Annotated in this window: 14 protein-coding genes; 8 read left to right on the forward strand and 6 right to left on the reverse strand. The window is 67.2% G+C overall.

Annotation, left to right across the window (positions count from 1 at the left end; genetic code table 11):
- Nucleotides 1–18 precede the first annotated feature (18 nt).
- The gene (locus FBZ88_RS06745) at nucleotides 19–2712 is read left to right on the forward strand and encodes a TonB-dependent receptor plug domain-containing protein (RefSeq protein ID WP_186464245.1); all 2694 of its coding nucleotides are present in this window, start codon (nucleotides 19–21) and stop codon (nucleotides 2710–2712) included.
- A gap of 51 nt (nucleotides 2713–2763) precedes the next feature.
- Here FBZ88_RS06745 and FBZ88_RS06750 read toward each other — a convergent pair whose 3' ends face one another.
- The 3 genes from FBZ88_RS06750 to FBZ88_RS06760 form a co-directional block, all read right to left on the reverse strand.
- Nucleotides 2764–4293, reverse strand: coding sequence for an AMP-binding protein (locus FBZ88_RS06750; RefSeq protein ID WP_186464246.1), 1530 nt, complete (start codon nucleotides 4291–4293; stop codon nucleotides 2764–2766).
- Between the two features lie 55 nt (nucleotides 4294–4348).
- Nucleotides 4349–5161 carry a p-hydroxycinnamoyl CoA hydratase/lyase gene (locus tag FBZ88_RS06755; protein ID WP_145615989.1) on the reverse strand — a complete coding sequence of 271 codons (813 nt, stop codon included), beginning with the start codon at nucleotides 5159–5161 and terminating at the stop codon, nucleotides 4349–4351.
- Nucleotides 5162–5224: 63 nt separating this feature from the next.
- Nucleotides 5225–6211, reverse strand: a complete 987-nt coding sequence (locus tag FBZ88_RS06760; RefSeq protein ID WP_088875557.1) for an AraC-like ligand-binding domain-containing protein — start codon at nucleotides 6209–6211, stop codon at nucleotides 5225–5227.
- Between the two features lie 275 nt (nucleotides 6212–6486).
- Here FBZ88_RS06760 and FBZ88_RS06765 point away from each other — a divergent pair, with 275 nt between their 5' ends.
- From FBZ88_RS06765 to FBZ88_RS06790, 6 genes are all read left to right on the forward strand, one after another.
- Complete coding sequence (locus FBZ88_RS06765) at nucleotides 6487–8004, forward strand: carboxylesterase/lipase family protein (RefSeq protein WP_211098809.1); 1518 nt, start codon at nucleotides 6487–6489, stop codon at nucleotides 8002–8004.
- Nucleotides 8005–8142: 138 nt separating this feature from the next.
- Nucleotides 8143–10590, forward strand: coding sequence for a TonB-dependent receptor (locus FBZ88_RS06770; RefSeq protein ID WP_211098808.1), 2448 nt, complete (start codon nucleotides 8143–8145; stop codon nucleotides 10588–10590).
- A gap of 16 nt (nucleotides 10591–10606) precedes the next feature.
- Nucleotides 10607–12112, forward strand: a complete 1506-nt coding sequence (locus FBZ88_RS06775; protein ID WP_088875555.1) for a benzaldehyde dehydrogenase — start codon at nucleotides 10607–10609, stop codon at nucleotides 12110–12112.
- Nucleotides 12113–12134: 22 nt separating this feature from the next.
- Nucleotides 12135–13250 carry an NAD(P)-dependent alcohol dehydrogenase gene (locus tag FBZ88_RS06780; protein ID WP_088875554.1) on the forward strand — a complete coding sequence of 372 codons (1116 nt, stop codon included), beginning with the start codon at nucleotides 12135–12137 and terminating at the stop codon, nucleotides 13248–13250.
- An 80-nt stretch (nucleotides 13251–13330) separates the two neighbouring features.
- Nucleotides 13331–14506 carry a helix-turn-helix transcriptional regulator gene (locus FBZ88_RS06785; protein ID WP_145615990.1) on the forward strand — a complete coding sequence of 392 codons (1176 nt, stop codon included), beginning with the start codon at nucleotides 13331–13333 and terminating at the stop codon, nucleotides 14504–14506.
- 126 nt (nucleotides 14507–14632) lie between these two features.
- Complete coding sequence (locus tag FBZ88_RS06790; RefSeq protein ID WP_211102559.1) at nucleotides 14633–15856, forward strand: serine hydrolase domain-containing protein; 1224 nt, start codon at nucleotides 14633–14635, stop codon at nucleotides 15854–15856.
- Between the two features lie 70 nt (nucleotides 15857–15926).
- Here FBZ88_RS06790 and FBZ88_RS06795 read toward each other — a convergent pair whose 3' ends face one another.
- The 3 genes from FBZ88_RS06795 to FBZ88_RS06805 form a co-directional block, all read right to left on the reverse strand.
- Nucleotides 15927–17150, reverse strand: coding sequence for a carbohydrate porin (locus FBZ88_RS06795; protein WP_186464247.1), 1224 nt, complete (start codon nucleotides 17148–17150; stop codon nucleotides 15927–15929).
- A gap of 321 nt (nucleotides 17151–17471) precedes the next feature.
- Entirely contained in the window at nucleotides 17472–18869 is a 1398-nt protein-coding gene (locus FBZ88_RS06800) for an MFS transporter (protein WP_246138543.1), read from the reverse strand.
- Nucleotides 18870–18991: 122 nt separating this feature from the next.
- Nucleotides 18992–19954, reverse strand: coding sequence for a dihydrodipicolinate synthase family protein (locus tag FBZ88_RS06805; RefSeq protein ID WP_211102560.1), 963 nt, complete (start codon nucleotides 19952–19954; stop codon nucleotides 18992–18994).
- Nucleotides 19955–20200: 246 nt separating this feature from the next.
- On the opposite strand from FBZ88_RS06805, the gene FBZ88_RS06810 reads away from it, so the two are divergent.
- Nucleotides 20201–21187, forward strand: a complete 987-nt coding sequence (locus tag FBZ88_RS06810) for a LacI family DNA-binding transcriptional regulator (protein WP_425465779.1) — start codon at nucleotides 20201–20203, stop codon at nucleotides 21185–21187.
- Nucleotides 21188–21371 lie beyond the last annotated feature (184 nt).

A 21371-nucleotide genomic window follows, 5' to 3' on the forward strand; every position in this document is an offset into this window, starting at 1 on the left:
GCTGCGGCCCATCCCGCCATGGCCCAGCAAAAGGACGCGGATCAGGGAGATGATGGCATCGCGGAGATCGTCGTCACCGGCACCTACCTCAAGGTGAAAAGCCAGGCCGATATTCCCGACCCGACCCAGACCCTGGACCGCGACGCCATCAGCCGCTCGGGCGTCAGCAACCTCAGCCAGCTGACCAATCTGACCCCGGCCAACATCGGCAGCATGGGCGGCGCGCAGGATCTGTCCAAGGGCGGGCCGGAAAACCACGGCTCCCGCTCCGCCAACCTGCGCGGCTTGGGCCCGTCCTCCACCCTGGTGCTGCTGAACGGCCATCGCACGGCGGCCACGGACACGGACAGCAACCTCAACCCCTACGTCAATCTGAACACCCTGGTGCCGCTGATCGAAATCCAGCGGGTGGAGACGGTGCTGGACGGCGCGTCAGCCCTCTATGGTTCCGACGCCATCGCCGGTGTCATGAACTTCATCACCGACGACAAGTTCAACGGCGTGGCCGCGGGCGGGCAATACACCTTCATCGACGGCGCGCCCAAGTATTTGGCGGAGGGCATGTTCGGCGGCGGCGGCGACCGTTTCCACGTCGTGGGATCGTTCAGCTATGAACACCAGAAGAACCTGCAGAATTCCCAGCGCCGGGTGACCAACTTCTACAGCCCCTCGGGCACGTCGCAGCCGGGCAACTTCATCCTGTCCTCGGCTCCGCACACGGCCAATGGCGGCGACGTCGTCATCAACAACGGCGTCAACGGCGCCATCGATTACACCCAGCTGTACAACAACACCGTGGCGGCTCGCGTCGCCGCCGGGGCCAACCCGACGGCGGCGGCCACCAAGAACGTGCAGGTGGCGGACCCCAGCTGTGACGTCCCCGGCACCGGCGGCGTGTTCGTGGGCAACAGTTTCCCCCTGGGCGCCTGCCAGTTCAGCTACCAGGCCATGAACCCCATCCAGCCGGCCTACAAGCAGGTGCTGTCGCATGTGCGTGGTACCTATGACCTGACGGACACCCAGCAGATCTTCTTTGAAGGCCGCTATTACTTCCAGGATTCCGACCGTTACGGTGTCGCCAGCACGCCCATCACCCGCGGCAACATTATCGTGCCCGCCAACAACCCCGGCAATCCCTTCGGCGTGCCGGTCACCTTCCTGGGTCGCGTCATGGGGGTGAACGGCCCCCATGACGACGACAAGACGGATTTGACCGGCACCCATCTGGTGCTGGGCGCCAAGGGTAAGCTGTGGGGGGACTGGGAATACTCGCTGGACGGCGTCTATTCGCGCGAGCAGCAGGTCTACGACGTCAAGGAAACCGACCTGGTGTCGCTGCAATACGCCGTCAACGGCTATGGCGGCGCCGGCTGCCCGGTGTCCTTCAACGGCACCGCCAGCTTCGCCCCCGGCACCAACGGCTGTTCCTACTTCAGCCCCTTCGGCAAGGACCAGAAGGTCAACAGCCAGGCGGTCATCGACCAGTTCTTCACCTACACCACCTCGCGCACCGTGTCGGAATACATGATCGCGGAAGGCGTGGTGACGGGGAAGCTGTTCGACCTGCCGGGCGGCACCAGCGCGCTGGCCGTGGGTGGTCAGTTCCGTAACGAATATCGCTCCATCCTCTATGACGCCTTCCGCACCAGCGGCCGCACCGCCTACCTGCCGCCGGGGGTGTCGGGATCGGGCACCCGCCAGATCGGCAGCGGCTTCGCCGAGCTGGGACTGCCCATCCTGAAGGACCTCTATGTCGACGGCGCCATCCGGTATGAGGATTATGGTCCCTTCGACAGCGTCGACCCCAAGATTGGCGTCAACTGGCACGCGACGCCGGAACTGACCCTGCGGGCCGCGGCCAGCACCGCCTTCCGCGCGCCGGCCCTGGCCCAATCGGTGGGCAGTGCCGCCACCAGCGGCACGTCCAACCTGTATGACCCGCTGGTGGCCGGGGACAAGGGCACCTTCCGCAACGTCAACACGGTGCCCAACAACAAGCTGCAGCCGGAAACCTCAACCAACTACGACCTGGGCATCACCTGGAACCCCATCCGCCACGCCGAGGTGTCGGTCGATTACTGGAACTATGACTTCAAGAAAAAGATCGCGCTGCAGAACGCCCAGGCCGTGATCAACGCCGACCCGACAGGGCCGGCCGTCATCCGCGACGCCAGCGGCACGCTGGTGGGTGTCAATGTCGGCTATTTCAACGCCGGTGCGGTCACGACCGATGGCATCGACGTCTCCGCCGCCTACACCTGGGACCTGGACGACCATGAACTGACCCTGCGCAGCACGCTGGCCTACATCCACAGCTATGAGATCCAGAACAATCCGGGCGGCCCCATCTATGAAGTGGTGGGCCATCGCAACGCCAACAGCTTCGCCCCCGTCACGCCGCGCTGGCGCGACAACACCTACCTGACCTGGGAGCACGGGCCCCACACCGCCACCCTGATCATGCGCTACACCTCCGGTGTGGTGGACGATTACGGCGTGAACTTAGGCGCGGCCAGTTCCGCCACGGTTGGGTCCTGGGTGGTGTGGGACGCGCAGTATGCCTTCCAGGCCACGGATGCCATCCGGGTCAGCGTGGGTGCGGTCAACCTTCTGGACCGCGATCCGCCCTGGGCCAAGTTCACCGGCTATCTGCCCAGCCTGGAGGATGCCCTGGGCCGGCAGGTCTATATCCGGCTGGATACCAAGTTCTGAGGTGAGGGGCAGGCTGGCGGTCCGTCATAGGGCCGCCAGCCATTTCCTTGTTCAATCCGCTGCCGCCTGCTGCCGCAGCACATGCTTCTGCACCTTGCCGGATCCGGTGCGGGGCAGGCTTTCGACGATCAGCACCCGCTGGGGACGCTTGTAGCGGGCGATGCGGCCATCCAGGTGGGCCAGCACCTGCTCCGGCGTCACGGTCTGTCCGGCCCGGACCACGACATAGGCCCAGCCGGCCTCCCCCCAGCGCTCGTCCGGCACGCCGATGACCGCGACCTCGGCCACGCAGTCCAGTTCCATGACCGCCGCCTCCACCTCCGCCGGATAGACGTTTTCCCCGCCGGAGATGAACATGTCCTTCTTGCGGTCCACCAGGTAGTAGTAGCCGTCGGCGTCCCGCCGGGCAGCATCGCCGGTGCGCAGCCAGCCGCCCAGGTGCGCCAGCGTGGGCAGTTCCGGACGGCGCCAGTATCCGGCCGACAGGTTCGGGCCGCTGATCCACACCTCCCCCACCTGGCCATCGGGCACGTCCCGCCCTTCGTCGTCCACCAGGCGCAGGCGCACCGTGGGGCCGGGAATGCCGGCCGACCCCGCCTTGGCGGCGATGCGGTTCCGATCGCCCAGGGGCATGCCCAGGACCGTCCCCGCCTCGCTCATGCCGTAGCCGTCGGCGATGGTGATGCCATCGTCGCAGAAGCGCTGGATCAGGGCGGCCGGCATGGGCGCGCCGCCGGTGCACAGGGCCACCAGCCGCCGCAGCCGCGCCGCGTCATAGTCGGGATGCTGGCGCAGCGTCTGGGCCATCTGCGGCACGCACATGTAGTGGGTGACGCCCAGGGCCGGGTCGGCCAGCCGGGTCAGGGTCGCCGCCGGCTCGAACCCCCGGGACACCAGCAGCGTGCCGCCGTGGGTCAGCGGCGTCCGCGCCAGCGACACCAGCCCCACCACATGGAACAGCGGCATGTCGCACAGCACGACGGATCCGCCGCTGATCCTGTTCATCAGCCCGAAATTGATGGTGGTGAAGAACAGGTTGGTTTCCGTCAGCAGGGCGCCCTTCGGCCGGCCGGACGTGCCGGAGGTGTAGAGCAGGGTGCTGGGCGCGTCGGCATGGGGCCGGCCGGCCGGGCGGACGGGAACGGCCTGGTCCCAATCGGCTTCGGCCGACGCCAGGGTCATGACCCGCGTCCCCGTGCCATCCGCCGCCCGGCGGGCTGTCTCCAGGAACTCGGCATCGGCCAGCAACAGGGCGGGTTCGGCGTCCTGCACCTGGAATGCCAGTTCCGGCACGGTGAGGCGCCAGTTCAGCGGCGCGAAGATGGACCCCAGCCGCGCGCCGGCCAGGTGCAGCACGATCATGGCCGCGTCGTTGCGGCCCAGGACGGCGACGCGCTGGCCGGCGGGGGCGCCCAGCGTCGCCGCCAGCCAGGCGGCGCAGCGATTCACCGCCTGGTCCAGCGCGGCATAGGTGTACCGCCGGCCACTGGTCAGGTCGGCCAGGGCCAGCGTGTCCGGCTGCGCCGCCGCCTGGAAGGCGACCGGGTCCGGTGCGGGCAGGAAGGAGGAGGGCACGATCATGGCGGCGGGCTTCGCGGTTGCCGAGGGGGGGATGGATGGGGAAGGGGCGGCGCCCTTATCCCCGCCGGTAGGCGCCCAGGCCGGGCTTGTAGCTTTTCTCGTCGATGAACTGGCGGATGCCTTCCTTGCGGCCGGTGTTGTCATGGAAATTGGCCGCCTCCTGCGCGCGGACCAGATAGTCCTCGGCATTATCGTAGGTCATCTCCTTGACCCGGCGCACCGCGTCCTTCGTGGCCTTCAGCGCCGCCGGATTCTTTTCCAGCAGCATCCGGGCCACCTGCGTCACCCGCTCCTGCAATTGGTCCAATGGCACCGCCTCGTTCACCAGGCGCCATTCGGCGGCCTTCCTGCCGTCGATCAGCTCGCCGGTCAGGGCATGGTACATGGCGTCCCGCAGGGGCATCAGGTCGACCACCACCTTGGTCGCGCCGCCGCCGGGCAGGATGCCCCAGTTGATCTCCGACAGGGCGAACTTGGCCTCCTCCGCGGCGATGGCCAGGTCACAGGCGTACAGCGGGCCGTAGCCGCCGCCGAAGCACCAGCCGTTGACCATGGCGATGGTCGGTTTCTGATACCAGCGCAGGGCCCGCCACCAGCCATAGCTTTCCCGCTGCGACTGGCGCACGGCGCCCAGGCCCTTGGCCTCCGTCTCGCGGAAATATTCCTTCAGGTCCATGCCGGCCGACCAGGCACTGCCCTCACCCGACAGGACCAGCACACCGACGTCGTCGCGGAACTCCAACTCGTCCAGCACTTCCATCATGCGGCGGTTCAGGGCGGGGTTCATGCAGTTGCGCTTGTCCGGCCGGTTGAAGCGCACCCAGGCGATGCCATCGGCGACATGGTAAGCAACGGTATCGGCAGTCATGGTCCTGTTTTCCTGTCACGGGGTCGCACGACCCCTCTTGGGTTGGTTAGTTCGATAATGGGGTCAGGCGGCGAACCGGCCCGCGCGGTAGGCGCGGGGGCTGACGCCGAAATGGGCGCGAAAGCTGCGGCTGAAGTGGGACAGATCGTTGAAGCCGACATCGTAGGCGATGTCGCTGATGGTGCCGCCGGCGGCATCACGCGCCTGTCGCAGCGTGGCGGCAGCCAATTCCAGGCGCCGCGCCAGGATGTAGGCGGTTGCGGTGGTGCCGAGGCTGGCGAACGCCATCTGCACATAGCGGGATGAGATGCCCAGCGCCGTTGCGATGCGGGCGCTGTTCAGGCAGGGGTCGCGCAAATGGGCGTCCACATGCCCCCGCACCTGCCGGGTCCAGTGGGCCAGCGCGCCCCGGGCCGGAACGCCGTCGCCGTCCGACGCCGGCTCACACGCGGCGTCGCCGCGGCAGGCCAAGGCCACCACGTCCAGCAGGATGTCCGCCACGGCGCCGGTCCAGCCCGGTTCCGTCGGCAGATCGGCCTGCGGCGCCAGGGAGCGCAGCAGCGACAGCAGCATACGGGATTCCGGCCGGTCGGCCCCCATGCGCACCCCGACCAGGCGTTCCGGATCGGCCACCCGCCGGGTCAGCAGCGACTGCGGCAGCTTCACCACCAGCATCTGGTTGGTGTCGGCGAAGGCGATGGAATAGGGGCTGCGGCTGTCGCACAGCGTCCAGTCGCCGTCGTTCAGCCAAGCCTCGCGCCCCCCTTGACGGTTGAGGCTGCTGCCCCGGTGTTGGGCGTGGATCTTGAAATAGGGCTCCTCCGCCGCGTGCGGGCGGCCCTGCGGCAGGCGGCACACCTTGGCCGGGCTGGAATTGACATAGGCGAAGTCCAGCCGCCCGAGGGGCTGGCGGACGAGATGGGCGGTGAAGCCATCGTCCCGGGGGTCGACGGCCACGTTCGGAAAGGCCTGGGCGACGATGTCGTTCCAGCACGCCCGCCGCTGTTCCGGCGCGATGGTGTCCACGGAAAAGCGCTCCATGAGGCCCATGGCTCTTTTTCCTCCCTGTTTCGGACGTCCGCAGAATGGGCCGCTTGCCCACCGGAACGCTGCTTGTCGTCAGCATAGCCATGATTGTTATATGACACAACAATTGTGATGGCGAAAATGTCGCCGCAAGGCTGGCGGGCACGTCTTTTCGCCCCACGCCAAGTTCCTTTCGCCCAGTGCCAAGAACTCCCGCCCACGCGCATGGTTAGCTGCGTCCGGCGGCCCGCTCAGGGCCCACATGCGGTGCGTTGGCCAAGGGGACTCGGATGTTGGCGATGGATCAGACGGACACCCTTCGGGTACGGACGGAAGGGGGTGACGTCCTCGGCATGGTCGAGGACGGGGTGAGGGCCTGGCGCGGGATCCCGTACGCGGCACCGCCGGTGGGGGAGTTGCGCTTGCGCGCGCCGCGCCCCGTTGTGCCATGGCGGGGCGTCCGGGCCGCGCATGAGTTCGGCCCCATTCCCATGCAGCGGCGCGGGTTCGAACACATGGGCGGCGCCGGCGACACGACGCCCATGTCCGAGGATTGCCTGACCCTCAACATCACGGCACCCCTCGCGCCCGCCAGGGCGCCCCGCCCCGTGGTGGTCTGGCTTTACGGTGGCGCCTTCGCCCTGGGTGGTTCGCGCGGCCCGCTCTATCGCGGTGACCGCATCGTCAAGGACGGCGACGTCATCTTCGTCAGCCTGAACTACCGGGTCGGCGTCTTCGGCTTCAGCGACTTCAGTGCTTGGTCCACGCCCGCCGGCCCCCTGGACAGCAACGTGGGCCTGCGTGACCAGGTGGCCGCCCTGGCGTGGGTGAAACGGAACATCGCCGCCTTCGGCGGGGACCCGGCCAACGTGACCCTGGCCGGCCATTCGGCGGGTGCCATGTCAGTGCTGTGCCTCATGTGCGCGCCCGTCGCCGCCGGCCTGTTCCACCGCGCCTTCGTGATGAGTCCGGCCGCCCAGTGCGCCTACGGCCCGCAGCGGCATGCCGGTCTGGCGCGCGACCTGTTGGCCGCGTTGGAGATCGATCATACGGACATGGCGGCCGTGGGGCAGACTCTGCGTCATCTGCCCGCCGACCGGCTGGTGGAGGCGTCTTTCCACCTGTTCTTTGACAAGGGACCGGACGCCTACCCCGGCGTCCTGGCGACCTCACCGGTCATCGACGGCGATTTCCTGCCTTGGCATCCGGTGGACGCGTTCCGCCAGGGAAAGGCCCACCCCATACCGCTGGTCATCGGCACCATGGCGCGCGAGGGGGCGATCCTCGACAAGGGACTGCCCCTGCTGCCCAGCCGCGTGAACCGGCTGGACGCCATGTTCCAGGCCACGGACCCGGCCGTGCGGGGCCGCGTGGCCCCGGCCTATCGCGGCTACCCCTCCCGCCGGTCGGCGATCGACATGGGGGGCGACTTCATCTTCTGGGCGCCGTCCGTCCTGATCGCCGAAGGGCACGCGGACGTCGCTGACACCTGGATGTACCGCATCGACTATGCGACGCCCTTGGCCCGCCTGATGTTTGGCGGCGCCACCCACGCGCTGGATCTGCCGTTGCTGTTCGGCACGACGGGGGAGGGGGATTTGGGTCGCCTCGACCTGTTCTGCCGCCAGACGTCCAAGCGGGTCAGCCAGCGCTTCCAAGGCGCCTTTCTGAACTTCGCTGACGGCATATCGCCCGGCTGGCCGACATACGACGCGGGCACCCGCCTGACGCGTATCATCGACACGACGGATCGGGAGGAGGGCGATCCGCGCGCTGCGCTACGTGTCGCCTGGGGGGACTATCGCGGCCCACTGTGAACCGCCCGTCTTTCCCTTCGCCTCGCGTCAAATCCCCTTCGCTCCGTTCCAAGATCCGGTGCGGCACCCCGTGTTCTTCTTCGTCATCGATAACCGGGCCGGTTTCCAAGGCCTGGGCAGGAACGGGAGGTGATGAGGATGAGGATAGCCATGCATGTGCCGGGCTTGCGGCGCTGGGGCCTGCTGGCCGGCGTCTCGGCCCTGGTGGTGGCGCCGGCGGCCCTGGCGGCGGAAACGCCCCCTGTAGTCGACCAGTTGCAGGACGTGATTGTGACCGCGCAGAAGCGGGCGGAAAATGTGCAGGACGTGCCCATCGCCGTCTCCAGCTTTTCCGCCGCCGCGCTGGAGGGCAAAGGCATCGACGATGTCCAACGCATTGGCGGCCTGGCCCCCAACGTCACCCTGGACGCAGGCTCGCCCTTTTCCGGCTCCACCTCCGTCCTTTCCGCCTCCATCCGTGGCATCGGCCAGGATGACTTCGCCTTCAACCTGGACCCTGGTGTGGGCGTCTACGTCGACGGCGTCTATCTGGCGCGCACCGTGGGCGCCAACAGCGACCTGATGGACGTCGACCATATCGAGGTGCTGAAGGGCCCGCAGGGCACGCTGTTCGGCCGCAACACCATCGGCGGCGCCATCAGCATCGTCACCCGCCAACCGTCGGAGCAGTATCACGCCACGGCGGCCATCACCGGCGGCAGCTTCAACCGCATCGACGTCGGCGCCTCCGCCGATATCCCCCTGACCGACACCCTGTTCAGCACCATCACCGTCTCCTCCAAGAAACGGGATGGCTATCAGCAGGTGGTGCCCTATCCCGGGGCGGCGGGCACGGTGACCGACGCGGCCGCCTTCTCCCGTTCCGGCAACGGCACCTCCGACACCCAGGGCGGGCAGAACAGCCAGACGGTGCGGGCCAAACTTTATTGGAAGGGGTCTGGCCCCGTCACCGACACGCTGGTCGCCGACTACACGCAGGAGGACCAGTCGGCCACGGCCAACAGCCTGCTGGGCACGGTGACGGGCGGCGGCCTGTCGGCCCTTTACAACGCCTGCGTCACCCTACCGGTGGCGACCCTGAACGCGATCAGCGGCGTGGGCGGCAACCCTAATTTCACCAACCTGTGCACCGTGCCCCGAGCGGTGGTGGGCACCGCCCTGACCACGGGTCCGCGCCTGACCTTCGGCAACCAGTTCCTGACGGGCGATATCGACAAGACCTACGGCAACGGCCTCAGCTTCTCCCGCCTGCAATCCTACGGCATCGCCAACACCCTGGACTGGGAGCTGGGCGAGGATCTGGACCTGAAGTCCATCACCGCCTATCGCCGCCTGCTGTGGCGCACGGGGCTGGACGCCGATGGCTCGCCGCTCACCATCGCCGAGCTGTCGTTCAGCATGGACCAACACCAGACCTCGCAGGAATTCCAGCTGACGGGCAAGGCACTGGACGGCCGCCTGCACTTCGTCAACGGCCTCTATTTCTTCAATGAGGGCGGCAACCTGCACGACTACGTCACCTTCGACGAAGGTCTGCTGCAACTGGACGGGCCCAACAAGCTGGATACCACCTCGGTCGCCGCCTACACCCATCTGAACTATCAGCTGACCGACCGCATCGGCCTGACGCTGGGCGGCCGCTACACCTGGGAACACAAGACGTTCGAGGGCTTCCAGTCCGACCTGAACGGCCTGAACTACAAGATTTCCGGCTGCTATCCGGTGTCGGAGGCCTGCCGGGCGGCCCTGGGCTTCCCCGTGGCGGGGGAGCCGCTGCGCTACTACCCCGCCGGCGTCAACACCAAGGACTTCTACATCTTCACGCCCCGGCTGGGGGCGGAGTACCACCTGACCGACGACGTCATGGCCTACACGTCCTGGTCCAAGGGCTTCAAGTCGGGCAGCTGGACCACGCGCCTGTCCAACCCGCTCGGCACCGCCCCCGGCTTCGGTCCGGAAAAGGCGGAAACGGTGGAATTGGGCGTGAAGTCGGAACTGCTGGACCGGCGCCTGCGCCTGAACGTGGCGGGTTTCCACACCGACTACACCGGCATCCAGCTGAACTTCCAGGAAGGGGTGTCGCCCACCCTGCACAACGCCGGCGACGCCGAGATCTGGGGCGGTGAGGTGGAGGCGCAGGCCCTGCTGGGCGGCGGCTTCACCCTGGACGGCACGCTGGGTTACCTGCACGCCCGCTACACCAGCGTCGATCCCCGTGTGGTGGGCGTGACATTGGACAGCCGCCTGCCCAAGACGCCGGACCTGAAGTTCAGCGTCAGCCCGGCCTACACGGTTGGCTTGGCCAACGGCGCCAGCCTGCGGGTCACCGTCGACTATACCCACACCAATCCCATGTACAACGACACCGCCAACACCGCACTGCTGGAGCGGCAGTCGACCAACGTGGTCAACGCCTCCGTCACCTACACCACGGCGGACGAACGCTGGCAGGCCACGGTGGGCGGCAGCAACATCACCAACGACCGCTACCTGACAACCGGCAACGAGAACGACGCCGCCGGCGTCATCTTCGGCACCTACAGCCCGCCGGCCCAGTGGTTCGCCACCCTGAAATACAAATACTGATCCCGGGAAAGAAGAAATGACCAAGCAGTTGGTGTCCGATGCATCTGACGCCCACCTTGATGGCCCATGGAACACGTCCGGGGATGCCCCAGGCGAGGGGCGGATTTTCACCGGCGCCTGGGTCCCGGCTCGGGGCGGGGTGATCGAGGTGACGGAGCCGGCGACCGGCCGGCTCCTCACCCTGGTGGGGCGGGCGGATCCGGCGGATGTCCGCGCCGCTGGCCAGGCCGCGCGGGCGGCCCAGCCGGCCTGGGCCGCCTTGCTCGCTGCGGCCCGCGCCCGGGTGGTGGAGGACGCGGCGCGGGTGATGGGCGCCATGGGCGACGTCGTGGTGCGCTGGCTGATGCGCGAGGGCGGCTCCGCCGGCGGCAAGGCGCAGGTGGAGCATGAGCACGCGCTGGGCTTCCTGCACCACGCCGCCGCCATGGCGCTGGAGCCCCGCGGCCACATCCTGGCCTCGGCCCCGCCGCGCACCAGCGTGGCGGAGCGGGTGCCCCTGGGCGTGGTGGGCGTCATCTCCCCCTTCAACTTCCCGCTGGTCCTGTCCATCCGCGCGGTGGCGCCGGCCCTGGCCGCCGGCAATGCCGTAGTGCTGAAGCCCGATCCCCGCACACCCGTCTCCGGCGGATTCCTCATCGCCCAGGCCTTCGCCGCCGCCGGCCTGCCCCCCGGATTGCTGCACATCCTGCCCGGCGGGGCGGAGGTGGGGCAGGCGATGTGCGCCGACCCCGACATCGCCATGATCACCTTCACCGGCTCCACCGGCGCCGGCCGCGCGGTGGGGGAGCTGGCGGGGCGCCACCTGAAGAAGGTGCAGTTGGAACTGGGCGGCAAGAACGCCCTGGTCATCCTGGAGGATGCCGACATCGACCTGGCCGCCCGCAATGCCGCCTGGGGCGCCTGGCTGCACCAGGGCCAGATCTGCATGAGCACCGGCCGCATCCTGGTGCACCACAGCCTGCACGACGCCCTGGTGGAGCGCCTGGTGGCCAAGGCACGGGGCCTGCCGGTGGGCGACCCGCTGGACGGTGTCGCCATCGGCCCGCTGATCGACGCCGGCCAGGTGGCCCGGGTGCATGCCATCGTCGAGGCCAGCGTGGCGGCCGGCGCCAAGCTGCTGGCCGGCGGCACGCATGACGGCCGCTGCTACGCCCCCACCGTGCTGACCGGTGTCACCCCCGGCATGCCGGCCTTCGAGGAGGAAATCTTCGGGCCGGTGGCGGTGGTCACGGCCTTCGCCGACGACGACCAGGCGGTGGATCTGGCCAACCGCGGCAACTACGGCCTGGCCGCCGGTGTCATCGGCGCCAATGTCGATCGGGCCGCCCGCCTGGGCGCCCGCCTGCGCACCGGCCACCTGCACATCAACGACCAGACCGTGGTGGCCGAACCCCAGGCGCCCTTCGGCGGCATGGGGGCCTCCGGCAACGGCAGCCGCATCAGCGGCCCCGCCAATTGGGACGAGTTCACCACCTGGCGCTGGACCACCACCCAACCCCAGGCCCCCGCCTATCCCTTCTGACCTGCCAAGGACGCAGCGACCCATGCAGATCACCGCCGCCGTGGCCCACGGCATCAAGGCCCCCCTGACCCTGGAAACCGTGGAGATCGAGGACCCCCGTCCCGATGAGGTGCTGGTGCGGGTGGTGGCCACCGGCGTCTGCCACACCGACATGGCCATGCGCGACCAGGAGCTGCCGGTACCGCCGCCGGCGGTGCTGGGGCATGAGGGGGCGGGCATCGTCGTGCGGGTGGGGGCGGACGTCACCTACGTCGCCCCGGGCGACCGCGTGGTCATGAGCTTCAATTCCTGTGGCGTCTGCCCGTCCTGCCACGACCATGTTCCCGCCTATTGCCATGATTTCTTCGGCCGCAACTTCAGCGGTCGGCGCGCCGATGGCAGCAGCGGCCTGAGCTGGCCGGGGGAAGGGCGGGTGCTGGGCGGCAACGTCTTCGGCCAATCCTCCTTCGCCACCCACGCGTTGTGTCCTGAACGCAACGTGGTGAAGGTGCCGGCGACGGCGCCCCTGGAGATCCTGGGGCCGCTGGGCTGTGGCGTCCTGACCGGGGCGGGCGCGGTCATGAACGCCCTGCGGGTGGCGCGCGGCCGGTCCCTGGCCGTCTTCGGCACCGGGGCCGTGGGGCTCAGCGCCGTGATGGCGGCCCGCGTGATGGGGGCGGCCCCCATCATCGCCATCGACTTGGTGGAGGCCCGGCTGGACTTGGCGCGGGAACTGGGCGCCACCCATGCCTTCAATCCCACCCGCGCATCCGTGGTGGACGGGATCATGGAACTGACAGGCGGTGTGGGTGTCGATTACGCCCTGGACACCACCGCCCGCCTGGCCGTCGTCGGCGACGCCGTCCGCTGCCTGGCGCCGCGCGGCGTCTGCGGCCTGGTGGGCGCCATGCCCTTTGGCCAAACCCTGCCGGTGGATGGCGGCCATCTGATGAGCGGCGGCCGCAGCGTGCGCGGCATCGTCGAGGGCGACGCCGACCCGCACCAGTTCATCCCGGCCCTGATCGACCTGTACCTCGCCGGGCAGTTTCCCTTCGACCGGCTGATCACCTTCTACCCCCTGGCGGAGGTCAACCAGGCCATCCACGACGCCGAAGCCGGACGGACGGTGAAGCCGGTGCTGCGCATGCCGGGGTGGTGATCAAGTCGCCCATCGCGATCCTCATATCCAAAACTTCCACCGTGACATAAGGTTATGGAGGATAAGAATAGGGGAGGGCGATGCACGAGTTGCTGCTTGATCTCTATGCGTGCCCGTCCGCCCCAGAACGATGGCCGGTGGTGCTGGACCAGTTGCGCGACCGCATGTCCGCCCTCAGCGCGGTGGTCCAAGTGCTGGACCACCGGGATGGCCGTTTTCATCCGGTCTGGACGGTGAGGGATTCCTATTCATCGGCCCACTGGCGCGAACATGACCGGGTCTTCAACAACGACAGCAATCCCCGGCTGCGCGTCGGCGCCGGTGACCCCATGCCGCGCCACGCTGCGGTTACGCGGGATGAGGATATTTTTCCGCCCGGCTCCGCTGACCTGAGGGAGGTTCAGCGCCGGCGGCGGGCGCTGAACCTGGGCGCCAACCTCAGCGGCATCATCGAACTGTCGCCCGGCCGCTTCCTGGCGCTGGTGCTGCATCGCTCGGCTGACTGCCCCCGGCCCATGGGCGCGGAAGAAGAGGCACTGGCCGTGACGCTGCTGCCGCACTTGCGCCAAGCCGTCGCGCTGGGTGAGCAGTTGCACATGGCGACGCTGAAGGCCGACCTGCTGGCGGACGCCAGTGAGCGGCTGGGCGCCGGCGTCGTCCTTTGTAATGGCGGCGGGCGCCTGATATGGGCGAATGGGTCGGCCCGCGCCATCCTTGCGGGTTCCCCCGTGATCCGGCAAAGCGCGGGCCATGTCCGCGCTGTCCTGCCCGCCGACGCCATCCCCTTTCGCCGGCTGCTGGCGCGCGCCGCCGGGGAAGCCGTAGAGCGGCCGCTTCTTCTGACGTTGGGGCGGATGGAAGGGGACGCCGTTGTCCAGGTCATGGCCATGGCCACGCGATGGGCGCCGGCGCCGGTCCAGGTTCCGGGACAGCCGCGCCCGGTGCTGTTGCTGCTGCGCGAGCCCGGGCGGCCCCTGAACCTGTCCCCCGCGTCCATCGCCGGGCTTTTCGGCATGTCTCCCGCCGAGGCCCGCCTGACCGCCGGACTGTGCGATGGCCTTTCCGTGGCGGAATACGCGCACCGGCGCGGGATCGCGGAAGGGACGGCGCGCATTCAATTGAAGCGGGCCTTGGCCAAGGCGGGCTGTCCCCGCCAGGCGGAATTGGTGCGGCGGGTTTGCGCGTCGCTGGCCGTCAGCCTGACGCAAGGCGGCGGCCTGGCGGACGCGCCCCGGCTGGCGGCAGCAGTACCCTGACGTCCCGTATCCCATTTGGGAGCCGCCAGCCCTTCGCACCCCCCTTAACATTATCGGTACGGACGCGCGAACCAGGCCTTGTGAAGGCCGGCCACGTTCCGGCGACATCGCCATGAACAGGGGGGAATGATGAAAGTCGATAAAGTAAGGGGCCGGGTGCTCGCTCTCATGGTCCTGCTGGCCCCGTGCGGGGTGCTGGCCTATCCAGCGCCGGTCCCCGACCCGTCGCTGCCGGCCTCGACGGTGCCGCCCGCGATCCAGGATCTGCGCCGCAAGATGAACGACGCCGACGTCAACGCGCTGACCTTCCGGGACATGGACCAACTGTTCACCACCCGGACCGTCGCGCGCTCCGGCCCGGTGTGGGAACTGCCGCGGTCCGACCACGCGCTGGACTTCACCTATTCCTTCAAGGGCCAGCGCTACACGGCGGACCAGTTCCTGGAACGCACCTACACCAACGCCCTGCTGATCCTGAAGGACGGGCGCATCGTCTCGGAGGTTTACCGCAACAACACCGATGCGGCGACGCGCCTCATGGGTTGGTCGATGACCAAGTCCATCACGTCCATCCTCATCGGCTGCGCGGTGCAGGAGGGCCGCATCAAATCCCTGGATGACAGGATCACCCAGTACCTGCCGGAACTGAAGGGCGGCGGCTATGACGGCGCCACCATCCGCCAGGTCCTGCAGATGCGTTCCGGCGTCGATTATGAGGAGCGTTACGACTTCGCCAACCCGGGCATTGCCGCCCGAAACCATGAACTTGCCCTGGTGGAGAACGTCGTCCGCTTCGCCGACGCGGCACGGACCGTCAAGCGCGCGCATGCGCCGGGCGAGGTCTGGCAGTACAAGACCCTGGACACGGCGGTTCTGGGCTGGCTGCTGGAACGCGTCAGCGGCGGCAGCACCATCGCCGCCTATGCCGCCCAACGCCTGTGGGAACCGTTGGGGGCGGAGCGGGATGGCTTCTTCATCATGGACGGGCCGCCCGGCGTGGGCCGCGAGTTCAACGGCGCCGGCTTCAACGCCACGCCGCGCGACTACGCGCGCATCGGCCTGATGATGCTGCAGGACGGCCAGGCCAACGGCCATCAGATCGTCCCCGCCGCCTGGGTCCGGGAATCGACCAAGGCCACCGGCGGGCCCGGCCCGGGCTACGGCTATCAATGGTGGGTCGCCAACGACCACGCTTTCCAGGCGATCGGCCTGCAGGGCCAGTACATCTTCGTCGACCGCGCGACCCGCACCGTGGTCGTCAAGCTCAGCTATTTCCCGCCCGAGAACCAGGAGGCGCATGATGAAACGGCCGCCTTCATGGCCGCCGCGTCCGCATGGACGCCACGGTGAGGGGATGCGCGCGATAAAGAACCAAGCCCGGCGTGCAGGCATATCCCGCCTGCACGCCGGCGCCTGCGCCCTATCGCCAGACGGGGAAACCCAACACGGCGCCCAGCTCAACCGAAAGGCGCACGCCGAACGCCAGGATGTCCTTGGACTGATGGACGGCGCCGGGCCGCAGGATGTTATCCGGGTCCAGGACGTACTGGATGTTGGGGCTGACCTTAATGCCGCGCGCGACCTTGTAGCCGTAGTTGATTTCAAAGATGCTTTCGGCGTTGTGCACGGGATCCGTGCCGCCGGCCACGGCACGCGAGGCGCGCAGGAAATCCACCTCACGCGGGCCCAATTGGATATAGCTGCCGACGATACCGAAGGTGTCGTCCGGTCGGCTTTCGAATGGCCCCGTCAGCACCAAGCCCAGCAACGTCTGCTTCTTGAATTGGGTGTAGTCCGCGGTTGACCCGATCATGCCGCCGAACAGCGTCAGATTGCGCTGCCGGTCCCCGCTGAAGCGGGCCACGACCATGTCCCCCATGGCGTACCAGCCGGTTTGGCCTTCGTCATGGACCAGCGCCGCGCCCTTGTAGGCGATGCGTGACACGCCGCGGCTGTTGAGGAACGGGTCGGAGACGGGGGAGGTGTTGCGGAAACCGCCCAGGCGCACGTGATAGGCATGGTCATCCAGGGGTGATGCGGACTGGAAGCCCATCTCCCCCGCGGTTTGCACGCCGGTCCCGCCCTTGGTCGACCAGTCAAACCCGTTGGTGGGGATGAGGGAAGTGTTGGCTTCGAACGCCCCCGCCTGGACGTAGAAGGTCTTGGACAGGTTGGCCTTCACCCGCCCGCCCCAGGTGCCGTAGGGAAAGAAGGACAGGGTCTTGTTCTGGATCGGCAGGACGGCGGGGTTGAAGCAGACGGAATTATTCTGGAAGTTGCAGTAGATGGTTGAGGCGTTAAAGAAGGTCAGCGCCGAGACGCGCCCGCCGGTGACGTTGATCTTGCCGTCAAACAAGTCCTGATCCAACGATAGGGCGGAAAGGCGCATGTTGTGGTAAGTCTTGAAGCGCGTCTGAAAGCTGACGGCGTTCAAGGTATGCTCAGCGGCCAGGGATGTGCCGATGGAGTCATTGATCGACATATGGAATGTCGCGCCCGACCAGCCGACCATCTTATCGAGGTCGAGGTCGGTGCCGAAGGGGGTGGCCAGTGAATTGGCCTTGCCCTGTCCCTGGCCGCCCGTGGTGTTGGCCGCGAACTCATCCACGACCAGGGCGCGCAGGTAAATGCCCCGGTCGGCCAAGGCTTGGCCGATGTCGCTGAAAGGTCCGTCGGGAGGAGGGGGCGTGAACCCGCTTCCGGGCGGTGGGAGGATGTGGAGTTGGGGAATGACGCGGGCACGATCGGTTTCAGTGTTCGGCGCCGCCTGACCTTCAGCGGTGGCAGCCGGTTTTCCTTGCATGGTTTCAGGTATGGTTTCAGCCAGACCGGGGGTGGTGCCCAAGACAATGCACCCCACCAGCGCCGCCAGCGTTTTCATGGATAAAGCCTCCCCTTTCGGACTTCGTCTCGCGCGAAGTTCCGTTGAAATGTCGAAGTGTGTTCGGATGCCTTTGCCCCGGCTTTAGGGCGACAGGGTCTCCAGGGACTTGCCGGTCGTCTCTGGCGCCCGCAGCCACACGGCCAAGCCTGTGAAGGCCGATACGACAGCGAAGACCAGGAAGACGGGGGCCACGGAGCCTTGGGCGACGATCATGCCGATCACCCAGGGTCCCGCCATGGATCCGGCGCGCAGCCAGGCGCTGCCCAGGCCGGCCCCCAAGGAGCGCAGGCGCGTCGGGTACAGTTCGCCCGAGTAGAGGTAGAGGGAATAGGTGACGGTCTGGACGGCGGCGAAGGCGGGGGTGGCGAGCAGCAGAACGGTCAGCGCGTTGCTCGCCCCTTGCAGATAGAGCGCCGCCAGCGGGATGACGGCGAAGGCCAGGGCACCGATGTACCAGCGGCGGCGGCCGACCCGATCGATGACCAGGGCGCAGATGAAGGAGGCCACCAAGGCGGCGCCGGTGGTGATGAAGCCATAACCGATGGCCTGCCCGACCGGCATGTTGAAGACCGTCTTGTAAAGGGTCGGCAACCAAGTGACCAAGCCGTTGTTGATCATATAGGCGCCGAACCACATGACCCACAGCAGCAGCGTCCGCGGGCCATAGAGTGGACCGAATAGCTCCTTCACCGAGCCCTGGGCCTTTGGAGCGATCACCGTCGTGGGAACGGCCGGTTCCGGCAGAACCTTGCCGCTGCGGATCGCGCTCGCCTCCAGGCGGGCCACGATGGCCTCCGCTTGGGCCAGCCGCCCTTTGCCGATCAACCAGCGCGGACTTTCCGACAGGAAGAAGCGCAAGGGTATGACCAGGGCGACCGGCACCATGCCGACGATGAACATGGCCTTCCACCCGGCCTCCGGAACCAGCACCAGGCCGATAGCGCCGGCGGATGTAAGGCCCACCAGGAACAGAAGCTCATACAGCAGGAAGAAGCGCCCCCGTTTCTTGGCACCTGACAACTCGTTGACATAGGCGCTAGCCACGGGAACTTCGCCGCCTGTTCCTATCCCTTGAAGGAAACGGAACAGCATGAGGGAGTGCGCGTCCCAGGCGAAGATGCAGGCGCAACTCATGGCGGCGAAGATGGCGATGGCAATGGCCAGGACGGGCAGGCGCCCCAGGCGCTCAGCCAGCCAGCCGAAGATGACCGCGCCGATCAGCTGGCCGAAATATCCGGAGGAGATGATGGCGGCGGTGGCCGCCGGCGTCAGCGCCCATTCCTTCGACAGGATGGGCATGGCGTAGGCGATGGCGATGGTCGTGTACCCATCGAAGAACGTCGCCATGCCGACGCATCCCCGCGCCCACATGACGGGCTTGGTCACCGGCAGGCGCTCCAACCGGGCGATGAGGCGGGCACCTTCGGTCATGGACGTGGCGCTCCGTCGCTTCGCGTCGTCCATCAAGATCATATCCATTTGACCCCTCCCTCTGGACGCACGCCTTCCCGCCCCAGCGTACCGGGCGTGTGGCATGTCTTATTGTCTTTATATGGGTGGTCAAGACACCCCAGCGGGTCTGGGGTGTCTTGCAGCCGAAATCAGATGATGGACGCCGCCTTCAGCGCGGCCTTGATCTCAGCCTCCGCTTCAGGGGACAAGTCCCGGAGGGGGGAGCGGATCGTCGCGTTCTTCAGGATGCCGCGGGCGACCAGCGCGATCTTCAGGGCCACCGTGCCCTCCATATGCGACCCGCGATGATAGATGGCCTTGGTGACCGGCAGCAGCTGGTCATGAATCTTCCGGGCCTTAGGATAGTCCTTGGCCTTCCCCGCGGCGATGAAATCCACCAGCAGTTCGGGGGCCACGTTGCCGTATCCGACCAGCGCGCCGTCCACGTCGAACATGGTGTGCAGCAGGTACTCATCATGGCAGGTGAGGATCTGTAGATCGGGGAACTCATTGCGCAGGACGGGGATTTCCGTGTCCCAGCGACGCATGTTGCGCACGCCGTTCTTGGTGGCAACGACGCCCGGCTGGGCGGCGATCTCCAACTGGGTCTTCAGGTTGTAGCTGGCCTTGGTGACGTCGGGGTACTGGAACAGAATGCACTGAAGGCCGGACTCTTCATGGATGGCCTTGTAGCGATCCTGCGGCGCCCCGTCCTGGAAGCCGAAACGCAGCCAGCCATGGGACGGGTAGACCAGCGCCCCGATGGCGCCGGCGTCGGCGGCGCGGCGCGCTTCCTTCGCCGCCACTTCGGTGCCTTCGCCGGTAATGCCGGCGATGATGGGAACCTGGCCGCCCACCGCCTCCACCAGCGTTTCAATGAGTTTCACCTGCTCATCCTGGGTCAGGAAGGTGCCTTCACCGGCGTGGCCCAGGCAAACCAGGCTCTTCACCCCATTGATGGAGACCAGCCATTTCGCCAGCGCGGCGTTGGCTTCGTAATCCACCTTGCCGTCCTTGGTGAAGGCCGTCACCGGGGCCGGGCTCAGGCCACGCAAATCCATGACGGGGGTGCGAAAGGCAGACTTCTCCTGTCGGGAGATGGGCGCGTTCATGGGTTTCCTCACAGTTATCGGTTTCAGGCGACATCCCATCATCTGTTTAGGGATCGATCGCGGGAACGTTCCCACGATCGATCCAAAGCTTACTGGAGTCAAGCCCCATCTTGGGGCATACAGAAGGCAGGGCGGGGCCTGCGCGGTGGCATCAGGTCGATGGCGGGGAGAAGTCTCTTGATGGAAAAGGAAGATATGGCTGGCGGCCCGGCGCGGGGGACCCCGGGGCGTGTGACCTTGCACGACGTGGCGGCGGCGGCAGGGGTGTCCAAGTCCACCGTATCGCGCATCCTGGATGAGCGGTTGCCGCAGTCGGACAGCGAAACGGCCCGGCGGGTCCGGCAGGTGGCCGCCGGTCTCGGCTATATCCGTGATGTCTCGGCCGCCAGCCTGCGGCGCGGAAAGACGATGACCATAGGCGTGATCGTGCCGCGCCTGACGGACACGGCGATGGCGATGCTCTATGAGGCACTCACCAAGGCTTGCGTCCGTTCCGGACGCTTCGCCATTGTCGCGACGACGGACGACAGACCCAAGGCCGACAGGGTGGCGGCGGAAACCCTGTTGCGGCGGGGGGTTGACGGCCTGGTCTTGTCCACCGCCCGGCAGGATGACGACTTCCCGGACGATCTGACGCGGCGTGGCGTGCCTCATGTCCTGGCCCTGCGCACGGACGGCCGCAGCCTGTCCTCCGTCGGGGATGACATGCTGGGTGGGTATCTCGCCACCCGGCATCTCCTGGACCTAGGGCACCGCCATATTGGCCTGATTGCCGGTCCCTCTTACGCATCCAGCGCGCACGGTCGCGTTGAGGGATATAAGCAGGCGCTCGCCGAGGCCGGGGTGTCGCAGGATCCCGCCTACATCGTCGAGTCAACGTTCGGCATTGAGTCCGGTGCGGAGGCGGCCTTGGCCTTGATGCGCTTGGACCCCAAGCCCACCGCCGTTTTCGCGGTCAACGACAACACGGCCATCGGCGCCCTGTCGGCGCTTGCCAGAATGGGGTATGCGGTGCCGGGCGACGTCTCCATCGTGGGGTACAACGACATCCCCATCGTCAGCCACCTGCCGACGCCGTTGACCACATTGCGGGTGCCCTTCGACCAGATCGCATCGGTCGCGCTTGATTTGCTGACGGAAGATCCGATCGCCGTGAGCGACAGGATCAGGGTTTCCGCACCCACGCTCATCCCCCGCCGGTCCACGGCCCGGCTTCCATCGAAGCGGGGCTAAACGGCACGCATATGAACTGTTGTCGCCTCTAGGGCACGCTCAGGGGATATTTTTCATAATTATCCTTATCGGTTTTTGGTATGTAGGCGGGTGGACTCAAAAACGAAGTGCGACTTTCCAACGTTCTCAGTGAGTTGGACAGGAGGTCGCAGATGGGGTCTCACTACTCTCACCTGGATTTGTC

The organism is Nitrospirillum bahiense, assembly GCF_007828025.1.
Classification (GTDB): domain Bacteria; phylum Pseudomonadota; class Alphaproteobacteria; order Azospirillales; family Azospirillaceae; genus Nitrospirillum; species Nitrospirillum amazonense.

Bases quoted from the DNA above. Each gene is read 5' to 3' on its own strand.
- FBZ88_RS06745 (WP_186464245.1), top strand. From the start codon at position 19: ATGGCCCAGCAAAAGGACGCGGATCAGGGAGATGATGGCATCGCGGAG.
- FBZ88_RS06750 (WP_186464246.1), bottom strand. From the start codon at position 4,293: ATGATCGTGCCCTCCTCCTTCCTGCCCGCACCGGACCCGGTCGCCTTC.
- FBZ88_RS06755 (WP_145615989.1), bottom strand. From the start codon at position 5,161: ATGACTGCCGATACCGTTGCTTACCATGTCGCCGATGGCATCGCCTGG.
- FBZ88_RS06760 (WP_088875557.1), bottom strand. From the start codon at position 6,211: ATGGGCCTCATGGAGCGCTTTTCCGTGGACACCATCGCGCCGGAACAG.
- FBZ88_RS06765 (WP_211098809.1), top strand. From the start codon at position 6,487: ATGGATCAGACGGACACCCTTCGGGTACGGACGGAAGGGGGTGACGTC.
- FBZ88_RS06770 (WP_211098808.1), top strand. From the start codon at position 8,143: ATGAGGATAGCCATGCATGTGCCGGGCTTGCGGCGCTGGGGCCTGCTG.
- FBZ88_RS06775 (WP_088875555.1), top strand. From the start codon at position 10,607: ATGACCAAGCAGTTGGTGTCCGATGCATCTGACGCCCACCTTGATGGC.
- FBZ88_RS06780 (WP_088875554.1), top strand. From the start codon at position 12,135: ATGCAGATCACCGCCGCCGTGGCCCACGGCATCAAGGCCCCCCTGACC.
- FBZ88_RS06785 (WP_145615990.1), top strand. From the start codon at position 13,331: ATGCACGAGTTGCTGCTTGATCTCTATGCGTGCCCGTCCGCCCCAGAA.
- FBZ88_RS06790 (WP_211102559.1), top strand. From the start codon at position 14,633: ATGATGAAAGTCGATAAAGTAAGGGGCCGGGTGCTCGCTCTCATGGTC.
- FBZ88_RS06800 (WP_246138543.1), bottom strand. From the start codon at position 18,869: ATGGATATGATCTTGATGGACGACGCGAAGCGACGGAGCGCCACGTCC.
- FBZ88_RS06805 (WP_211102560.1), bottom strand. From the start codon at position 19,954: ATGAACGCGCCCATCTCCCGACAGGAGAAGTCTGCCTTTCGCACCCCC.